This window comes from Camelimonas sp. ID_303_24, assembly GCF_053543495.1.
Window position 1 is genome coordinate 281912 of the sequence record NZ_JBLLJM010000003.1, and the last position, 18087, is coordinate 299998.

Sequence of the window (18087 nt, forward strand, 5' to 3'; positions counted from 1 at the left end):
CAAACTTCAGAATGAATCTAAAGTGAAATCTCGCAATCCCTTGCCCGAATCCCTTCCCCATGAGGGCGGCGCATGGGCGCGCGCCAGGCCTGGCGCCGGGCCACGAATACGCCGGGCCATGGCATATCATGCTGTTAATAATACGCATTTTTTCTACACAAGAGCCGTGGCGCGCCGTCGTCCGGCGAACCGGAGATCACACGCCAATGCGAAACTCTGCAAAGTTTAACTGTAACTGTACGCACCTTGCCTGTATGGAGGCGCTGGAACGGATCGCCGCCAGCCCGTGGCGATGCAGACACATCGACATGTCGCGGCGCCGGGTTTGACCCGGAGCCTGGCGCAGATCCTGTTCCACCACAGTCAGACTGCCAGCGCCTCCCCTGTGGCGGCGGCAGGTCCTGCCTTCCTGATTCGTGTGGCTCCGGAGCATGGGCGGCGCGGCCGCCAGGGCCGGGGCTGCTCCGGCGCCGGCCAGCCCGGCAACACCAAACGGCAACAACAGACGGGACGTCAGCCATGGCCGACCAGACAAGGCGCGAGATTACGCAACCGCTGGCCCGGGCAAACGCCCCGCGCCTCACCCGACGCGGGCTGATGGGCGCGGCGCTTGCAGGCGTCCCGCTCATCCTCGCCGGACGAGCGGCGAACGCCGCCGCCGGGGCGCCCGCGAAGCGGATCGTCGTCGCCGGCGGGGCCCTGACGGAAATCGCTTATGCGCTGGGGCAGGGCGACCGGATCGTCGGCGTCGACACCACCAGCACGTTCCCGGCTGTGGCGCAGAAAGACAAGGCCAGCATCGGCTATGTGCGCCAGCTATCTCCCGAGGGCATCCTGTCGTTGCAGCCGGACGTGCTGCTGTTGCAGGAAGGCGGCGGCCCCCCTGAGGCGCTGACGCTGGTTTCCCAGGCCGGCGTGCGCATCGTGCGCGCGCCAGAAGCTGCGACCGAGCAGGGCGTGCTCGAACGCATCGCCACCGTTGGCGCGGTCACGGGCGCCCAGGACGCCGCCGGCAAGCTCGAACAGCAGGTGCGGGACAAGTTCGCCGCCCTCGCGGAAAAGCGCAAAAAGATCACGAGGCCGGCGCGGGTGATGTTCATCCTCAGCCTGCAAAACGGCCGCCCCATGGTCGGCGGCGCCGGCACCAGCGCCGATGGCATGATCCGCCTTGCCGGCGGCGAGAACGTCGCCAGTGGTTTCCAGGGCTACAAGCCGATGACCGACGAGGCGGTGATCGAGGCCGCGCCAGACGTGATCCTGATGATGAGCGGCGGCCCGCGCCAGCACGCCGCCGGCGACGTGTTCAAGGCGCCGGCGCTGTCCGCCACCCCGGCGGCGAAGACGCAGCGGCTGGTCAGCCTCGACGGTCTTTACCTGCTGGGCTTTGGCCCGCGCGCCCCGGACGCGGCGCTGGAGGTTTTCAGCGCGCTCTACCCGGAGCTGAAGGACGCCCGCTGAACCGTTGCCAACGGCCAGCACAAGACGGCGCGCGAGAATAATGCGCGAAAATAATGCGAAGGCGCGGCGCCCGCTGACGCCGCCCGGGGATTGAGTCATCATGCAGGGATCGGGAACCACCGCGTTCAGGCCAGGAGCGATGCTGCTGTTCATCACGCTGGCGCTGCTGATGGCGGCCGTCGTCGTGCTGTCTCTGGGCGCGGGCGCCGTTGACATCAGCCCCCGGCGGGTGCTCGCCATTTTCGCCGGCGGCCTCGGCCTCACCGACCAGACGGCGACGCCGCGCGAAGCCCTGGTGCTGTTCGACATCCGCGCCCCGCGCACCCTGCTTGGCCTGCTGGCCGGGGCGGCGCTGGCGGTGTCCGGCGCGCTGATGCAGGGGCTGTTTCGCAACCCCCTCGCCGATCCCAGCCTTGTTGGCGTGTCATCCGGCGCGGCGCTGGCGGCGGCGGCCTCGATCGTCGTCGGCGACCGGCTGATCGCCGCCTTCTGGCCGGCGGGGACCACCCTGCCGTTCGCCATCCTGCCGGCGGCCGCGTTTTTGGGCGGCCTGGTCACCACCACCGTGCTGTATGTCATCGCCACGCGCCAGGGGCGCACATCCGTCACCACCATGCTGCTGGCCGGCGTGGCGCTGGCGGCGCTTGCCGGCGCGCTCACCGGCCTGCTGGTCTACATGGCCGATGACCGGCAATTGCGCGATCTCACCTTCTGGTCGCTCGGCAGCCTCGGCGGCGCCACCTGGACCAAGGTGGCGGCGGTGGCGCCGGCGGTGTTGCTGGTGATCGTCGCGGCGCCGGCGCTGGCGCGCGGCCTCAACGCGCTGCTGCTGGGCGAGGCGGAGGCCTATCACGTCGGCGTCGCGGTGCAGCGCCTCAAGCGCCTGGCCATCCTGCTGACGGCGCTGGCCGTCGGCGTCGCGGTGGCGGCCTGTGGGGCCATCGGCTTTGTCGGCATTGTCGTGCCCCATGTCATCCGTCTGGCCTGCGGGCCCGATCACCGGGTGCTGCTGCCGGCCAGCGCGCTGCTCGGCGGCTCGCTGCTGGTGGGCGCCGATGTGCTGGCGCGGCTGCTGGTTTCGCCGTCCGAACTGCCGATCGGCATTCTCACCGCCGCGGTAGGCGCGCCGTTCTTTCTCTGGCTGCTGCTGCGCGGCGGCAGGGGGACGTTCGCATGAACCTGCTGACCCTTTCCGCCGCCAGCTATGGCGTGCGCGGCAAAACCCTGCTCAACCAGGCCAGCATGACGCTGCGCCCCGGCCAGATGACCGTTGCCATCGGCCCGAATGGCGCCGGCAAATCAACCCTGCTGCGCCTGTGCTGCGGCGAGCTGGCGCCAACCGGCGGCCGCGTCCTGTGGGATGGCGCGGAGCTTGCCAGCATCCCGCCATGGCGGCTGGCGGCGTCACGCGCCGTGCTGCCCCAGGCCTCCAGTCTCGGCTTTCCGTTCACGGTGGCGGAGGTCGTCCGTCTCGGCATGGAGACCGTGGGCCGCAAGCTGCCGCGCGCCGCGGCTGCGACGATCATCGACAGCAGCCTGGCCGGCGCCGACGTCGGCCATCTGACAGACCGCAGCTATGAGACGCTGTCCGGCGGCGAACGCCAGCGCGTGCATTTCGCCCGCGCCATCGCCCAGCTCGCGGCCGGTCGCGCCGCGACGAAGCGGGACGACCTGCCCCAGGCGCTGTTTCTGGACGAGCCGACCGCCAGCCTCGACATCCATCACCAGCTGCTGCTGATTCGCGAGGCGCGGCGCCTGGCCGACAGCGGCGTCGCGGTATTCGCGGTGCTGCACGATCTCAGCCTGGCGTCATCCTGCGCCGACGCCATCCTGCTGATGCGCAATGGCGAGATCGTCGCCCAGGGCGCGCCGGATGCGGTGCTGACGCCGGATTGGGTGCGCCAGGTGTTTGGCGTCGAGACCGAGATTCTCCAGGCCCGCAGCGGCATCCCCACCTTCGCCTATCGCCTGCCATAGCGGCGGACGAAGCCCTGGACCGGCAAGCGCGCCTGCCGCCGCCCCGGCGTAACCAGGCAGCCGGGCGCACGGGATACGGTGGATTGCCTTCTGAAAAGTGGATTGCGCTTTCTCCGGCCATGCGCGCGCCAGAAGAAGCCGCCGGCGCAGCTGCCCCCCTGTGGCGCATCGCTTTTCCGGGCAGGGCCGCACGCGCGCACCCTTACGGTTCGTCATGCTGGCGCGGCCGAATTTTGCAAACTTCGCATCGTCGGAGGCACATATCCGCAATTCTTCGCAGAATAAGCCCTTCCCGAGGCGGCGCAGGTTGCGGATATTGCAAACTGGTGTGAACAACAATCGGGTAACAAGGGTCGAGATGGGGAAGCGTATCAAGCGGCTGATGGTCGCCAACCGTTCTGAAATCGCCATCCGCGTTTTTCGCGCGGCGACAGAGCTGGGCATCGAGACGGTGGCGATCTACGCCGAGGAAGACCGGCTGTCGCTCCACCGGTTCAAAGCGGACGAGGCCTATCGGGTCGGAGCTGGCAAGGGGCCGCTCCAGGCCTATCTCGACATTGATTCGATCATCGACATCGCCGTGAAGGCGCGGGTCGACGCCATCCACCCCGGTTATGGCTTCCTGTCGGAGAGCCCTGAGTTCGCCGAGGCCTGCGCGGCGGCGGGCATCATCTTCATTGGCCCCTCGCCCGACACCATGCGCCAGCTCGGCAACAAGGTGGCGGCGCGCAATCTGGCCGTGTCGGTCAACGCGCCGGTGATGCCGGCCACCGATCCCTTGCCCGACAACGACGACGAGGTGCTGCGCCTTGCCGCGGCGGTTGGCTATCCGGTGATGCTCAAGGCCAGCTGGGGCGGCGGCGGGCGCGGCATGCGGCCCATCGACGGCGCCGACCAGTTGCTGGACGCGGTGGCGGCGGCGCGACGCGAAGCGAAGGCGGCGTTCGGCAAGGACGAGGTCTATCTGGAAAAGCTGGTGCGACGCGCCCGCCATGTCGAGGTGCAGCTTCTCGGCGATTCCCACGGCAATCTGGTGCATCTGTTTGAGCGTGACTGCACGATCCAGCGTCGCCACCAGAAGGTGATCGAGCGCGCGCCCGCGCCCTATCTCGACAACGCAACCCGCGAGCAACTCGCCCAGGCGGCGCTGGCCATCGGTCGCGCCACCAATTATTGCGGCGCGGGCACCGTTGAGTTCCTGATGGACGCCGACACCGGCGCCTTCTACTTCATCGAGGTCAATCCGCGCATCCAGGTCGAGCACACCATCACCGAGGTCGTTACCGGCCTCGACATCGTCAAGGCGCAGATCCGCATCGCCGAGGGCGGCCGCATCGGCGTGATGGAAGAGACGGGAATTCCGCCCCAGGAGAAAATCCGCCTCGCCGGCCACGCCATGCAGTGCCGCGTCACCACCGAGGACCCGGAGCGCGGCTTCGCGCCGGACTATGGCCGCATCACCGCCTATCGCGGCGCTTCCGGCTTCGGCGTGCGCGTTGACGGCGGCACCGCCTATTCCGGCGCCGTGGTAACGCCGTTCTATGACGCCATGCTGGAGAAGGTCACCGTCTGGGCGCCAAAGCCGGACGAAGTGATCGCCCGCATGGACCGCACGTTGCGCGAGTATCGCATTCGCGGCGTCGCCACCAATCTGCCGTTCCTCGAGGCCGTGCTGGCCCACCCCGATTTCCGGGCGATGAACTACACCACCCGGTTCATCGACAACACGCCGGAACTGTTCAACCTGACGCCGCGCCGCGACCGCGCCACCAAGCTGCTGCGCTCCATCGCCGACGTGACCGTCAACGGCCACCCGGAGATGAAGGGTCGCAGCGGCGTCGCCACTGACCTGCGCACGCCCGAAGCGCCCACGTTCAGCGGCGCCATTCCCGACGGGACGAAGCAGTTGCTTGACCGGCTGGGCCCGCGCGACTTCGGCCGCTGGATGCGCGAACAGCAGCGGGTGCTCATCACCGACACCACCATGCGCGACGCCCACCAGTCGCTGCTGGCGACGCGCATGCGCAGCGCCGACCTGCTGCCCGCCGCCAGTTCTTACGCCAGCGGCCTGCCCGGCCTGCTGTCGCTGGAGTGCTGGGGCGGCGCCACCTTCGACGTGGCCATGCGCTTCCTCACCGAGGACCCGTGGGAGCGCCTCGCCGGCATTCGCCAGCGCGCGCCCAACCTGCTGCTGCAGATGCTGCTGCGCGGGGCCAATGGCGTCGGCTACACCAATTATCCCGACAACGTCGTGCGCCACTTCATCCGCCAGGCGGCGGAGGGCGGCGTCGACCTGTTCCGCATTTTCGACTGCCTGAACTGGGTGGAGAACATGCGCGTCGCCATCGACGCCGTGGCGGAGGCCGGCAAGATCGCCGAGGGCGCCATCTGCTACACCGGCGACGTGTTCGACCCGGACCGGGCCAAATATTCCCTTAACTATTACGCCGGCCTGGCGAAGGAGCTGGAGGCGGCGGGCTGCCATGTGCTGGCCATCAAGGACATGGCCGGCCTGCTGCGGCCGCCGGCGGCGCGCGCCCTGATCAAGGCGCTGCGCGACGTCACCGACCTGCCGATCCATTTGCACACCCACGACACCTCCGGCGCGGCCAGCGCCACGGTGATCACCGCCATCGAGGCGGGGGTGGACGCGGTGGACCTCGCCACCGACGCCATGTCGGGCGCGACCTCGCAGCCCTGCCTCGGCTCGGTGGTGGAGGCGGTGCGCGGCACGGAGCGCGATTCCGGCCTCGACGCCGACGCCATCCGCCGCATCAGCTTCTATTGGGAGGGCGTGCGGGCGCTGTACGCGCCATTCGAGAGCGACCTGCGCGCTGGCGCCTCCGAGGTCTATCTGCACGAGATGCCTGGCGGCCAGTTCACTAATCTGAAGGAGCAGGCGCGCTCGCTGGGGCTGGACACGCGCTGGCACGAGGTGGCGCGGGCCTATCGCGAGGCCAACGACCTGTTTGGCGACATCATCAAGGTGACGCCGTCGTCGAAAGTCGTCGGCGACATGGCCCTGATGATGGTCGCCCAGGGGCTGACCCCGGCCGACGTGCTTGATCCTGAGCGGGAGATCGCCTTCCCCGCCTCGGTGGTGGAGATGCTGAAGGGCGATCTTGGCCAGCCAGTTGGCGGCTGGCCGGAAGCCCTGCAGAAAAAGGCCCTGCGCGGCCAGCAGCCGGTCACCGTGCGCCCCGCTTCACTGCTGGGCGAGGCGGACCTTGAGGCCGTGCGCAAGCAGGCGGAAGCCGAGGTCGGCCGGCAGATCGACGATCAGGAGCTGGCCTCCTGGCTGATGTATCCGAAGGTGTTCGCCGATTATGCCCGGATGGCAGACGCTTACGGACCGCTGGCGTCGCTGCCGACGCCGGTGTTTTTCAACGGCATGAAGGCGGGCGACGAGATCGTCGCCGAGATCGAACCGGGCAAGACGCTGATCATTCTGCTCCAGGCCATTGGCGAGGCGGAGCCGGATGGGCATGTGAAGCTGTTCTTCGAACTGAACGGCCAGCCGCGCGTCATCCGCGTCGCCGACCGCAGCCGCGTCGTCGCCACGGCGCGGCGCAAGGCAGATGACGGCGACCCCAGCCACGTGGCGGCGCCGATGGCCGGCGCCGTGTCGTCCATCGCCGTGCGCAAGGGCCAGAAGGTGGAGGCCGGCGCGCCGCTGCTGACCCTCGAGGCCATGAAGATGGAAACCACCCTCGCCGCCCCCCGGGCCGGCGTCGTCACCGATGTGGCCGTGGCCGTGCGCGACAATGTGGAGGCGCGCGACCTGCTGCTGCTGCTGGAATAGGCGCAGACGCGAGGCTGGGGAGCCCCTGGCCTCGCCCCGGCGTCTCAGTCGCCCGCCAGCGACCCCAACCGCAAAGCCGCACAACCGTACAGACGCACAACAACGTCATGCCCGGGCCTGTCCCGGGCATTCGCGTCTTTGGCGGCGGATCACTGGCCGCCGTTGTGGGCGTGAGGCCTGCGCGGGCGCCCGCGCCGGGGCATGACCCGGCCGTCTTGCGTCACCGCGCCCGGCGCACGCCAGGCAGCACATAGCGGCGCTCCAGCCAGCGGGCGGCGATGACCACCACCGAGACCAGCGCCAGATAGACCGCGCCGGCGACCAGGTAGGCGTCGAGGAAGCGGAAGCTGCGGATGGCGAGATCCTGCATCTGGGCGAAGAATTCCGCGTACTGGATCAGGAAGGCGATCGAGCTGTCCTTGAGGTTGAGAATCACCTGATTGGTCAGCGCCGGCACCGACAGGCGCAGGACCTGCGGCAGGATTACCAGCCGGAAGATCTGCATGTCGCTGAAGCCCTGGGCGCGCGCCGCCTGCAGTTCGTCCGGATCGAGCCCGCGAAACGCCGTCATCAGATAGCGGGCGTTGTAGGCGGCGACGTTCAGGGTGAAGCCGATGACCGCCACGGTGAACGGCGTCAGCTTCAGCCCCCATTGCGGCAGGCCGTAATACATCAGGAACAACAGCACGATCAGCGGCGTGCCGATGAAGAAGGAGATGTAGCCTTCCGTCAGGCGCCGGCGTAACTGGCCACCGCTGATCGCCAGGTAGAACACCACGACGCCGCCGGCGAGGCCGGTGACGCTGATCACCGCCGCCAGCAGCAGCGTGTTGCCGAGGCCCGCCAGCACCTGCGGCCAGTATTCCAGCATCTGGGCGAGAAAGGAGATCATCGCTCAGCGCTCCGGCGAGCCCGCAGGCCCCGCCAGGTTGGATTGCCCCGTCTGGTCAGCTTCCCCCGCCAGGTCAACTTGCCCCGCCAGGTTGGGCTGCGCCGGAAATACGGGCTGCGCCGCTTGCGCCTGCTGCAACTCCTGATGGAAGAAGGCGCGGACGCGCGGGTCGGCGTTGGGACCGAACAACTCGTCCACCTCGCCCTCGGCGTGCACGCGCCCCTCATCCAGGAACATCACCCGGCCGCCGGCGGCGCGCGCCAGATAAAGATCGTGGGTGACACACAGCATCGACACCCGCTCCTGGCGCAGCTGGTGCAGGATGTTCACCACCTCGCGCGACATCAGCGGATCGAGCGCCGAGGTCGGCTCGTCGAAGAACAGCACCGCCGGGTCCATGGCCAGGGCGCGGGCGATGGCGACGCGCTGCTTCTGGCCGCCGGACAATTGCGCGGGATATTTGTGGGCGTGCGCCTGCATGTTCATGCGGGCGAGCTGGCGCAGCGCCCGTTCGTCCGCCTCCGGCGCCGACAGGCCGCGCAGGTGGCGCAGCGCCAGGGTGACGTTCTGCAACGCCGTCAGGTGGCGGTAGAGCGCGAAATTCTGGAAGACGAAGCCAATGCGCTGGCGCAGGGCCCGCTCATCGACGCCTGGGCCGAGCACGTCGCGGCCCTCGAACACCACGCGCCCGCCTGTTGGCGTCGCCAGGCGGTTGAGGCAGCGCAGCAATGTGGATTTGCCAGAGCCGGACGGGCCCATGATGACCTTCAGCTCGCCCTCGGCCAGGTCGAAACTGACGCCGTCGAGGATCGTCCGCCCGTCATATTCCATCTTCAGGTCCTGGACCGACAGCAGCGTCATGGCGTTTTTATCCCGTCAGGCCAGGAATGCGCGTGCGCTTCTCCAGCGCCCAGACGCCCGTGACCAGGAGTTTGTAAATCAGGAAATAGATGATCCCCACCGCCAGATAGATCTCGACGCCGCGCAGGGTCGTCGCCGACAGCGACATGGCCTCCTTCATCACGTCGGGGATGCCGACCGTGTAGGCGAAGGGCGAGTACTTCAGCACCGTGGTGAATTCATTGATCATGCCGGGCACGGCGAAACGCAGCATTTGCGGAATTTCAATCAGCCGCAGGATCTGGAACCGGCTGAGGCCCATGGCTTCCGCCGCCAGCACCTCGCTGGCGTCGACCGAATCGAAGGCGCCGCGAAATACCTCCGCCAGATAGGCGCCGGCGATCACCCCGAGGCTCAGCATCATGGCGACCAGCGGCGGCACGCGCAGGCCGGCGTTGGGCAGGCCGAAGAACACGATGAACAGCAGCACCAGCACCGGCACGGCGCGGAAGATGAAGGTGAAGACGCCGAGCGCGGCGCTGGGCCAGGGCAGGCCGAGCCGGCTGAGCATGGCGACGCCGAGACCGACGACGACGCCGGTGAGGCTGCAGGCCACCGTCACCATGATGGTGTAGCCAACGCCGCCGGCGAGCTGGAGCAGGATTTGCAGGAAGCTCATGCGGCGAACCCGGAGCGCACGGGCGGGACCAGCCCGTCGCGGGGGCCCGCGTCGACGGCGAAACCTGCTCTCATCGGGGAGGCTGGAGGTGCGTGCATGTGGGAACCATTCGTCCAGTTCCGCATGAACGCGACAGGCCCCATGCGATTCAGGGTAAATGGAACACTGCTTCGCGTTAAGAAACCGTTTGCCTTGTGCGGCCCGCCCATCGCCGGCAACCGGGATTGCGGACCGGAAAGCGCCCTGGCCATAAGGCGCTCTGGCCGTGGCGAACTTCAGGCGGACTTCATGTCCCCGACGATATGGCGCAGCAAGGCCACGGCTGCTGGCGGCAAAAGACGGCCCTCGCGGGTGATAACGTGCGAGCGGCCGCGTTGCAGCAGGGCGTTCTTCATCGGCAGGAAAGCCACCCGCTCCCGGTCGCCCGGCGACATGGAGAGCCGCGACGCCAGCGAATAGCCGTGTCCCCCCAGCACAAACTGCCCCAGCGCTTCAAAAGACGCGGTGGTGAACGCCACATTCAGGCGCACGCCTTCGCTGACTTCGGCCGCCTGGATGTGCTGGCGCAGGCCGAAGCTGGGGTGCAGCATGGCGCCCGGCCACGGCGCCAGATCCGCCAGCCGCAACGGCCGGTTCAGGCTGGCCAGCGGGTGCGAGCGCAGCGTCATGGTCTGGATCGGGTTCGAAAAGGCGTGGTGCGAGCGTAGCCGGCCATCTTTGGGCGGATGGAACATCAGGCCGATATGGGCCCGCTCATCAATGACGTCGCGGACAATCTCGTCCGTGCCGCCAATGTTCAGGCTGATGGATATTTGGGGGTGTTGCTGCATGAAGCGCCGCAGGCTGCCGCGCATCAGCCAGCGCACATAGCCCTCACCCGTCATAATGTCGACATGCCCGCTCTCCACCTTGCGGATGCTGTCCATCTGGGCGAGCAGGCCCTGCTTCTCGCTGATTTGCCGGCGCAGGAAATCCGCCAGCAGCCGGCCTGCATCAGTCGGGGCCACGCCGCGGCCCTTGCGCTCGATGAGCGCGACGCCGCACTCCTGCTCCAGCTGGCTGACCGCGCGGCTGATCGCTGAGGGGTCCATGCCCAGGGCGCTGGCGGCGCCGCGCACGGAGCCGCTGTCCAGCACCTGCAGAAAATAGTGCGTCCGCCGTGATTCGAGCCTGGCGTCCATGGCGGAAGGGCCTGGTTAATGTTGCATTAATTGCAACATAATCTGACATCCATCGTCATTGATGCAAGACCATCTTTCTTTGAAGCTGAAATCGGGACTTACTGCGGCCATGCTTTCCGCTGGGCCTGCAGCATCAAGCGCGGGATTTCAGAGACATGACGACGACGCCTGTCACCGCCGCTCCGGCAAACATTCCGGCGGAGCGGGATTTCTTCAGCAAGGGCAAGATCCTTGCCGCAGTGCTCATCGTTGTCGCCCTGGCGGAGACGATCGGCGTCGTGAAGTTCAAACTGGGCCCCGGCATGGTGTTGCTGCAGCCCATGGTCTGGGCGCTGCTGCTCGCCGCCATCTGGGGCGTGGCCTGGCGTTACCTGCCGGCGCCCCTGCGCATCGGAACCAGCCTCCAGGGTTACGCCGGCCAGTTGCTGAACGCGGGCCTGCTGCTGTTCATCGTCAAGATGGCTTTCACCGTCGGCGGCGCGCTGCCGGCCGTACGTCAGGCCGGCTGGGCGCTGCTGTTCCAGGAGCTTGGCCACAGCTTCGGCACCCTGGTGCTCGGTCTGCCGCTCGCCTTGCTGCTTGGCGTCAAGCGTGAGGCGGTCGGCGCCACCTTCTCGATTGGCCGCGAGGGCAATCTCGTCATCATCGGCGACAAATACGGCATGGCTTCGCCGGAAGGTCGCGGCGTGCTGGCGGAATACATCACCGGCACCGTGCTCGGCGCCCTGTTCATCGCCCTGCTGGCCGGCTTCATCACCAGCCTGAACATTTTCGACCCCCGCTCCCTCGCCATGGGCGCCGGCGTCGGCTCCGGCAGCATGATGGCCGCCGCCATTGGCGCGATTTCGGCCCAATATCCGGCCACGATGACCAAGGAGCTGCACGCCATCGCCTCGGCGGCGAACCTGATGACCGCGGTCATGGGCTTCTATGTGGCGCTGTTCGTCACCCTGCCGGTGTGTTCGTGGCTCTACGACAGGCTGGAGCCAGTGCTCGGCCGGTTCTCGAAGTTCCAGTCCGACAAGGTCGGCCCGACGGTCAGCGCCGCTGACGTAGACCTGAAGCCGGCGCCGTTTGGCCTGCAGGACAGGATCCTGGCCTGGCTGATCGTGGCTGGCGGCGTGCTCATCGGCAATACCCTCACCTACAAGGTTCCGGTCGGCGCGTCGCTCATTGGCCTGGCCATCGTGCTGGTGGTCATCTTCCTGGTCGAGCTGGTCGCCCGCCTGCTGCCGAAGGCGCCGCACATCATCCTGATGGTGGCGCTGACCACGCCGCTGGGCATTCCAGGCGTGCTGCCGTTCTCTCACATCCTGGTGGAAAACACCGAGAAGCTGAACTTCATGGCCTTTACCACGCCGGTGCTGGCGCTGGCCGGCTACTCCGTCGCCAGGGACCTGCCGATTTTCCGGCAACTGAGCTGGCGTATCGTCGTGGTGTCGCTGACCGCCGCCGCCGGCACCTTCCTCGGCGCGACGGTGGTGGCGGAGTTCTTCCACTGAACATCGAAATCTCCGGGCGGGACCCGGCGCGGCCCGTCCGGCCCCAGCCGCGCCTCGCGCAGGAAGCTGGCGCCTCCCCCAGGGTGTCGTTGAGATAACGGGACAACAGGCGTTTCCATGGCGGGCGCCAGATGGGAATGTCTTGTGAAATGTCTTGCGCGAAGGCAGCCCTGGCTGCGCCGCCACCGGGGTCGACGCCAGGAAGATGATTGCAGGCAGGCGGCTCGCTCTGCCCAGACAAAAGGACCAGACATGCCCCAGGACATCAGGATCGCCGACGATATCCACGCCCGCATGCTTGCTTGGCGGCATGACCTGCACGCCAATCCCGAGACCGCCTTCGAGGAGCACCGCACCGCCCAGGTCGTCGCGGACGCGCTGGAGGAGATGCAGATTCCGGTGCATCGCGGCCTCGGCGGCACGGGCGTCGTCGGCACGTTGAGGAATGGCGAAGGACCGTCCATCGCCCTGCGCGCCGACATGGATGCCCTTGACCTGGAGGAACTGGGTGATCCGGCCTGGAAGTCGCTGAAGCCCGGCAAGATGCATGGCTGCGGCCACGACGGCCACACCTCGATGCTGCTGGGCGCGGCGCACCATCTGGCCCGCACCCGCGCCTTCAGGGGCACGGTCCACTTCGTTTTCCAGCCGGCCGAAGAAAACGAGGGCGGCGGCAAGAAGATGGTCGAGGACGGGCTGTTCGAGAAATTCCCGGCCGACGCCGTCTACGGCATGCACAATATCCCCCAGATCCCGCGCGGCCTGTTCGCCGTGCGCGAGGGCGTCGCCACCGCCTTCCTCGACCGTTTCGAGATCCGCCTCACCGGCAAGGGCAGCCACGCCGCCGCGCCTGAGACCGGCATCGACACCATCGTCATCGCCGCGAACCTGATCAACGCCCTGCAGACCATCGTCAGCCGCCGCATCGGCGCCATCGATTCAGCCGTCGTCACGGTCACCCAGATCCACGGCGGCGACACCTGGAACGTCATTCCCGAAAACGTGGTGCTGCGCGGCACCGTGCGCACGCTCGACGCCGCGGTTCAGGACCGGGTCGAGGCGATCATGAACGACATCTGCGCCGGCGTCGGCCAGACCCATGGCGCGCGCGTCGATCTGACCTACATGCGCGGCTATCCGGGCGTCGTGAACACCGCTGACGAAACCGCCGCCGCCGCGCGCGCCGCAGCGGCGCTGGTGGGCGGGGACAAGGTGCTCACCAACATCAAGCCGTCGATGGGTTCGGAAGACTTCTCCTTCATGCTGCAGAAGCGTCCTGGCGCCTACATCTGCATCGGCGCCGGCGAAACCGGATCCGATCCGGCGCTGCACAATCCCTATTACGACTTCAACGACGCGATCCTGCCCATGGGCGCCGCCTTCTGGGTGCAGCTCGTGCAGCAGCAGCTTCCGGCTGGCTGATGCTGTCGGTCTTCGACATCTTCAAGATCGGCATTGGCCCCTCGAGCTCACACACGGTGGGGCCCATGCGCGCCGCCAGGCTGTTCGTGGAGATGCTGGACCGGGATAACCTGCTGTCCCGCACCGGGCGGGTGCAGGTCTGCCTTTACGGCTCGCTCGGCGCCACCGGGCGCGGCCACGCCACCGACGTCGGCGCCATGCTGGGCCTGTGTGGCGAAGCGCCGGATACGGTCGATCCGGCGCGCGTCAGGCTGCTGCTCGCCGACATCCGCCAGAGCGGCCGCCTGCCACTCGCCGGCGCCCGCGACATCGCCTTTGAACGCCAGCGCGACATCGTGTTTCTGGGCGAGCAGTCGTTGCCAGACCACCCGAACGCCATGCGCCTCGTCGCCACGGACGACGATGGCGAGATGCTTGCCGACCGCTGCTATTTCTCCGTCGGCGGCGGCTTCGTCGTCGAAGGCGGCGACGCGGGTCTGGCGACGGAGCCGCCGGCCGCCGCCGGCTGGCCCTACCCGTTCCACAGCGGCGCCGACCTGCTGGCACAGACGCACGCCAGCGGCCTGAGCATCGCCGGGGTGATGCTGGCCAACGAAAGCGTCTGGCGCACTGAAGCAGAGGTGCGCGACAACCTGCTGCACCTCTGGCGCGTCATGCAGGCCTGCGTGCGACGCGGCTTCGGCCTCGATGACAATGGCGGCGGCGAGCCGCAAGATCCCCATTTGCCTGGCCCCTTCCGGGTGCGCCGCCGGGCGCCGGCGCTGTATCGCAAGCTGACGGCGCGCGAACTGCCTGGCTGCCGTGAGGCAACCGGCGACGACCCGCTGGCGGCGATGGACTGGGTGAACGCCTTCGCCATGGCGGTGAACGAGGAAAACGCCGCCGGCGGCCGCGTCGTCACGGCGCCGACCAATGGCGCCGCCGGCATTATTCCGGCCGTGCTGCACTATCACGACAAATTTTCTGGCGGCGCCACGGACGATCAGGTTGTCGCCTACCTGCTGACGGCGGCGGCGATCGGCCTGCTTTACAAGGCCAACGCCTCGATCTCGGGGGCGGAGGTCGGTTGCCAGGGAGAGGTCGGGGTGGCCTGTTCCATGGCCGCCGGCGGCCTCGCCGCCATTCTCGGCGGCGCGCCAGGGCAGATCGAGAACGCCGCGGAAATCGGCATGGAGCACAATCTGGGCCTGACCTGCGATCCGGTCGGCGGGCTGGTGCAGATCCCCTGTATCGAGCGCAACGCCATGGGTGCGGTGAAGGCGATCAACGCCGCCCGCATGGCCCTGCGCGGCGACGGGGCTCACCATGTCTCCCTCGATGCGGTGATCCGCACCATGAAACAGACCGGCGAGGACATGAAGTCCACCTACAAGGAAACCTCGCTCGGCGGCCTCGCGGTCAACGTGGTCGAATGCTGAGAGCCGGTTTCTGGCGCGGGGCGGCGACATGGTGCGCCGGCCCGGTTTCCCGCCCGGGGTAGCGGGACAAAAATCTGACGGCGAAAATCTGGAGGCGAAAACTTGCCCGCAGAGCAGCGCCGGCAGCACAGTTTTCTGTCACCAGCGTGATCGTCAGAATATTTTTATTATTTATTTCAACTACTTGTCTAACATCCTCCGCGCCCCGCACCATCGTTTCCGGAACATGAGCGTTCCCGTGGGCGAGCCACCAGCCGGATCGCCCGCACCAGCTGGAGTATGGCGATGGGCAGGCGTGGCGAACGCATCAGACTGAACGCGTTCCATTACATTTCCGGACATCACGTCGCCGCGTGGCGTCATCCGGAGGCGGCGCGCGACGACAGGCTTGAGGATTATGTCCGCTTTGCCCGGCTGGCCGAAGAAGCCAGGTTCGACGCGGTGTTCCTCGCCGACAGCGTCGATGTGCGGCTGCTGCATCCCGATGGCGCGGCGCGCAAGGCCCATACGGGCGTAACCCCGTTCGAGCCGCTGACCATTCTTTCTGCCCTCGCGGCGGTCACCAGCCGCATCGGCCTCATCGGCACCGCCTCGACCACGTTCAGCGATCCGTTCAACCTCGCCCGCCAGTTCGCGTCGCTCGACCACATCAGCAGCGGCCGCGCCGGCTGGAATCTGGTGACCTCGAACGATCCGGAGGCGGCGCTCAACTTCGGCCACGCCGAGCCCGTTCCACACGCCCGCCGCTACCAGCGCGCCGAAGAGTTCGCCGACGTGGTGCGCGGCCTCTGGGACAGTTTCGACGACGACGCCTTCCGGCGCGACCGCGAGAGCGGCGTCTATGTCGATCTGGAGAAGATGCACGTTCTCGCGCATGAGGGCGCGCATTTCCGGGTCAGGGGGCCGCTGAACGTTCCGCGCTCCCCCCAAGGCCATCCGGTAGTCGTGCAGGCCGGTTCGTCGGGGCCTGGCAAGGAGCTGGCGGCGCGCACGGCGGAGGTGATCTTCACCGCCCAGCAGACCCTGGCCGAATCCCAGGCGTTCCATGCCGACGTCAAGGGCCGGCTCGCCCGTTACGGGCGCGCCCCGGAAGACCTGAAGATCATGCCCGGCGTGTTTCCGGTGGTCGGCCGCACCCGCGCCGAAGCCCAGGCGAAGTTCGATGAATTGCAGGCGCTGCTCCAGCCGGAGGTCGGTTTCGAACTTCTGCGCGTGCAGCTTGGCGTTGATCTGCGCGGATGCGACCCCGACGGTCCGCTGCCGGAATTGCCGCCAACCCTCGCCAGCCAGAGCCGCCAGGCCCTCGTGGCCGAACTGGCGCACCGCGAAAACCTGTCGATCCGCCAGCTTTACGAGCGCATCGCCGGGGCGCGCGGCCACTGGCAACTGGTTGGAACCGCCGCGGACATCGCCGACCAGCTCGAGGAGCGTTTCGCCGGTTACGGCGCCGACGGCTTCAACGTCATGGCCCCGACGCTGCCCGGCGGCCTGATCGATTTCATTGAAGGCGTCGTGCCCGAGCTGCGCCGCCGCGGCCTGTTCCGCACCGAATACGAAGGCCAGACCCTCCGCGAGAACCTTGGCCTGAAACGGCCAGAAAACCAGTTTGCCCGCTCCAGCCGCCATGCGGCGGAATGATCCGTTCGCCGCGCGCTTCGATCCAGACAGGCCCCCTCATGTCCCAGCTTGCCCATTCCTCCATCCATTCGCTTGAAACCGTGAAGCCGGACTTCAGCGAGCTGTTCGCGTGGATTCGCGCCGGCGCCGCCGACCGCGACCATGGCCGCATCCTGCCCTTCGACGTCATCCGCCGGGTCCGGGAAAGCCGTCTTGGCGCCCTGCGCCTGCCGCGCGCCAGCGGCGGCTTCGGCGTCAGCAGCCGCGACCTGTTCCGCGTTGTGCTCGACCTGGCGGCGGCCGACCCGAACGTCGCCCACATCCTGCGCAACCACCTGTCGTTCGTGGACCGCTTCGCCCTTCCCGCCGGGGCGCGGGGGGCCGCCCTGAAATGGCTGCCGGATATTGCCGCCGGCGCCATTGTCGGCCTGGCCATGACCGAACAGGGCGCCGGCAAGGTTGGCGGAGGCGTCAGCACCTACGCCACCGCGCTGACGCCGGATGGCGCCGGTTTCCGCCTCAATGGCCGCAAGTTCTACAGCACCGGAGCGCTGTTCTCCGACATCCTGCTGGTGCGCGCCGCCGGGCCGGACGGCCGCAATCTTTCGGTGCTGCTCCCGACCCGCCGCGATGGCGTCGAACTGGTGGATGACTGGGATGGCGCGGGCCAGCGACTCACGGGTTCAGGCTCCACCGTGCTGCACAATGTCCGCGTCGAAGCCGACGAGGTTCTTCCGGATGAGCCCGGCTCCGGCTTTGGCCTGCCATACAGCAACACCCTTGCCCAGCTGCTGGTGACGGCCATTGTCGCCGGCATCCTGCGCAATGTGGCGACCGACGCGGGCGATCTGGTGCGCAGCCGGCGCGACCGCAATTTCTACTACTCCAGCGCCGAACGCCCGGAGGACGATCCGCTGTTGCAGGAAGTCGTCGGGCGCATCGGCGCCGACGCCTGGACGGCGGAAACCCTGATCCTCGCCGCCGCCGACGCCCATGACGCTCTCTCCGGCGCCCGCGTGCGCGGCGAACCGGATGAGGAGCTGGCGCACCACGCCGCCGTGCTGACGGCGCGCGCCAAGCTGGTGGTGGACGAACTGACCCTGCGCAGCGCCACCCGCCTGTTCGATGTGGGCGGCGCCTCCGCCACCCAGCGCGGCAAAAATCTCGACCGGCACTGGCGCAACGCCCGCACCCTGGCCTCCCACAATCCCACTACCCTGAAAGCCCAGGCGCTCGGCGCATGGGAGCTGACGGGAACGCCATTGCCGAAACTCGGCTTCTTCTGATCGCCCCCGCACC

General features: G+C 67.9%; 13 protein-coding genes. 9 read left to right on the plus strand and 4 right to left on the minus strand.

The window, feature by feature from the left end; genetic code table 11:
* The first annotated feature begins 519 nt into the window (after window positions 1-519).
* The 4 genes from ACERNI_RS04200 to pyc all read left to right on the plus strand — a co-directional run bounded on the left by ACERNI_RS04200 (window position 520) and on the right by pyc (window position 7237).
* Window positions 520-1458: a heme/hemin ABC transporter substrate-binding protein gene (locus tag ACERNI_RS04200; protein WP_448832008.1), complete on the plus strand. Its 939-nt coding sequence runs from the start codon at window positions 520-522 to the stop codon at window positions 1456-1458.
* Window positions 1459-1558: 100 nt separating this feature from the next.
* Window positions 1559-2635, plus strand: coding sequence for a FecCD family ABC transporter permease (locus ACERNI_RS04205; RefSeq protein ID WP_448832009.1), 1077 nt, complete (start codon window positions 1559-1561; stop codon window positions 2633-2635).
* A complete protein-coding gene (locus ACERNI_RS04210) occupies window positions 2632-3435 on the plus strand; it encodes a heme ABC transporter ATP-binding protein (protein ID WP_448832010.1) in 804 nt (267 codons plus the stop codon). The genes ACERNI_RS04205 and ACERNI_RS04210 overlap by 4 nt, the downstream gene beginning before the upstream one ends.
* 358 nt (window positions 3436-3793) lie before the next feature.
* A complete protein-coding gene (gene pyc / locus ACERNI_RS04215) occupies window positions 3794-7237 on the plus strand; it encodes a pyruvate carboxylase (RefSeq protein ID WP_448832011.1) in 3444 nt (1147 codons plus the stop codon).
* Window positions 7238-7457: 220 nt separating this feature from the next.
* Here pyc and ACERNI_RS04220 read toward each other — a convergent pair whose 3' ends face one another.
* From ACERNI_RS04220 to ACERNI_RS04235, 4 genes are all read right to left on the minus strand, one after another.
* Complete coding sequence (locus tag ACERNI_RS04220) at window positions 7458-8129, minus strand: amino acid ABC transporter permease (protein WP_448832012.1); 672 nt, start codon at window positions 8127-8129, stop codon at window positions 7458-7460.
* A 3-nt stretch (window positions 8130-8132) separates the two neighbouring features.
* The gene (locus ACERNI_RS04225) at window positions 8133-8990 is read right to left on the minus strand and encodes an amino acid ABC transporter ATP-binding protein (protein WP_448832013.1); all 858 of its coding nucleotides are present in this window, start codon (window positions 8988-8990) and stop codon (window positions 8133-8135) included.
* A gap of 7 nt (window positions 8991-8997) precedes the next feature.
* The gene (locus ACERNI_RS04230; protein WP_448832014.1) at window positions 8998-9648 is read right to left on the minus strand and encodes an amino acid ABC transporter permease; all 651 of its coding nucleotides are present in this window, start codon (window positions 9646-9648) and stop codon (window positions 8998-9000) included.
* Between the two features lie 275 nt (window positions 9649-9923).
* Window positions 9924-10829: a LysR family transcriptional regulator gene (locus ACERNI_RS04235; RefSeq protein WP_448832015.1), complete on the minus strand. Its 906-nt coding sequence runs from the start codon at window positions 10827-10829 to the stop codon at window positions 9924-9926.
* Window positions 10830-10984: 155 nt separating this feature from the next.
* Between ACERNI_RS04235 and ACERNI_RS04240 the strand changes: the two genes are divergently transcribed.
* The 5 genes from ACERNI_RS04240 (at window position 10985) to ACERNI_RS04260 (ending at window position 18074) form a co-directional block, all read left to right on the plus strand.
* A complete protein-coding gene (locus ACERNI_RS04240) occupies window positions 10985-12331 on the plus strand; it encodes a DUF3100 domain-containing protein (protein WP_448832016.1) in 1347 nt (448 codons plus the stop codon).
* 252 nt (window positions 12332-12583) lie between these two features.
* Window positions 12584-13753 (plus strand): M20 aminoacylase family protein, encoded by a 1170-nt coding sequence (locus ACERNI_RS04245; protein WP_448832017.1) that lies wholly within the window; start codon window positions 12584-12586, stop codon window positions 13751-13753.
* Entirely contained in the window at window positions 13753-15171 is a 1419-nt protein-coding gene (locus tag ACERNI_RS04250) for an L-serine ammonia-lyase (protein ID WP_448832018.1), read from the plus strand. Before ACERNI_RS04245 ends, ACERNI_RS04250 begins: the two co-directional genes overlap by 1 nt.
* A gap of 285 nt (window positions 15172-15456) precedes the next feature.
* A complete protein-coding gene (locus ACERNI_RS04255) occupies window positions 15457-16809 on the plus strand; it encodes an LLM class flavin-dependent oxidoreductase (RefSeq protein WP_448832019.1) in 1353 nt (450 codons plus the stop codon).
* Window positions 16810-16847: 38 nt separating this feature from the next.
* Entirely contained in the window at window positions 16848-18074 is a 1227-nt protein-coding gene (locus tag ACERNI_RS04260) for an acyl-CoA dehydrogenase family protein (RefSeq protein ID WP_448832020.1), read from the plus strand.
* Window positions 18075-18087: the final 13 nt, after the last annotated feature.

Bases quoted from the DNA above. Each gene is read 5' to 3' on its own strand.
- ACERNI_RS04200 (WP_448832008.1), top strand. From the start codon at position 520: ATGGCCGACCAGACAAGGCGCGAGATTACGCAACCGCTGGCCCGGGCA.
- ACERNI_RS04205 (WP_448832009.1), top strand. From the start codon at position 1,559: ATGCAGGGATCGGGAACCACCGCGTTCAGGCCAGGAGCGATGCTGCTG.
- ACERNI_RS04210 (WP_448832010.1), top strand. From the start codon at position 2,632: ATGAACCTGCTGACCCTTTCCGCCGCCAGCTATGGCGTGCGCGGCAAA.
- pyc (WP_448832011.1), top strand. From the start codon at position 3,794: ATGGGGAAGCGTATCAAGCGGCTGATGGTCGCCAACCGTTCTGAAATC.
- ACERNI_RS04220 (WP_448832012.1), bottom strand. From the start codon at position 8,129: ATGATCTCCTTTCTCGCCCAGATGCTGGAATACTGGCCGCAGGTGCTG.
- ACERNI_RS04225 (WP_448832013.1), bottom strand. From the start codon at position 8,990: ATGACGCTGCTGTCGGTCCAGGACCTGAAGATGGAATATGACGGGCGG.
- ACERNI_RS04230 (WP_448832014.1), bottom strand. From the start codon at position 9,648: ATGAGCTTCCTGCAAATCCTGCTCCAGCTCGCCGGCGGCGTTGGCTAC.
- ACERNI_RS04235 (WP_448832015.1), bottom strand. From the start codon at position 10,829: ATGGACGCCAGGCTCGAATCACGGCGGACGCACTATTTTCTGCAGGTG.
- ACERNI_RS04240 (WP_448832016.1), top strand. From the start codon at position 10,985: ATGACGACGACGCCTGTCACCGCCGCTCCGGCAAACATTCCGGCGGAG.
- ACERNI_RS04245 (WP_448832017.1), top strand. From the start codon at position 12,584: ATGCCCCAGGACATCAGGATCGCCGACGATATCCACGCCCGCATGCTT.
- ACERNI_RS04250 (WP_448832018.1), top strand. From the start codon at position 13,753: ATGCTGTCGGTCTTCGACATCTTCAAGATCGGCATTGGCCCCTCGAGC.
- ACERNI_RS04255 (WP_448832019.1), top strand. From the start codon at position 15,457: ATGGGCAGGCGTGGCGAACGCATCAGACTGAACGCGTTCCATTACATT.
- ACERNI_RS04260 (WP_448832020.1), top strand. From the start codon at position 16,848: ATGTCCCAGCTTGCCCATTCCTCCATCCATTCGCTTGAAACCGTGAAG.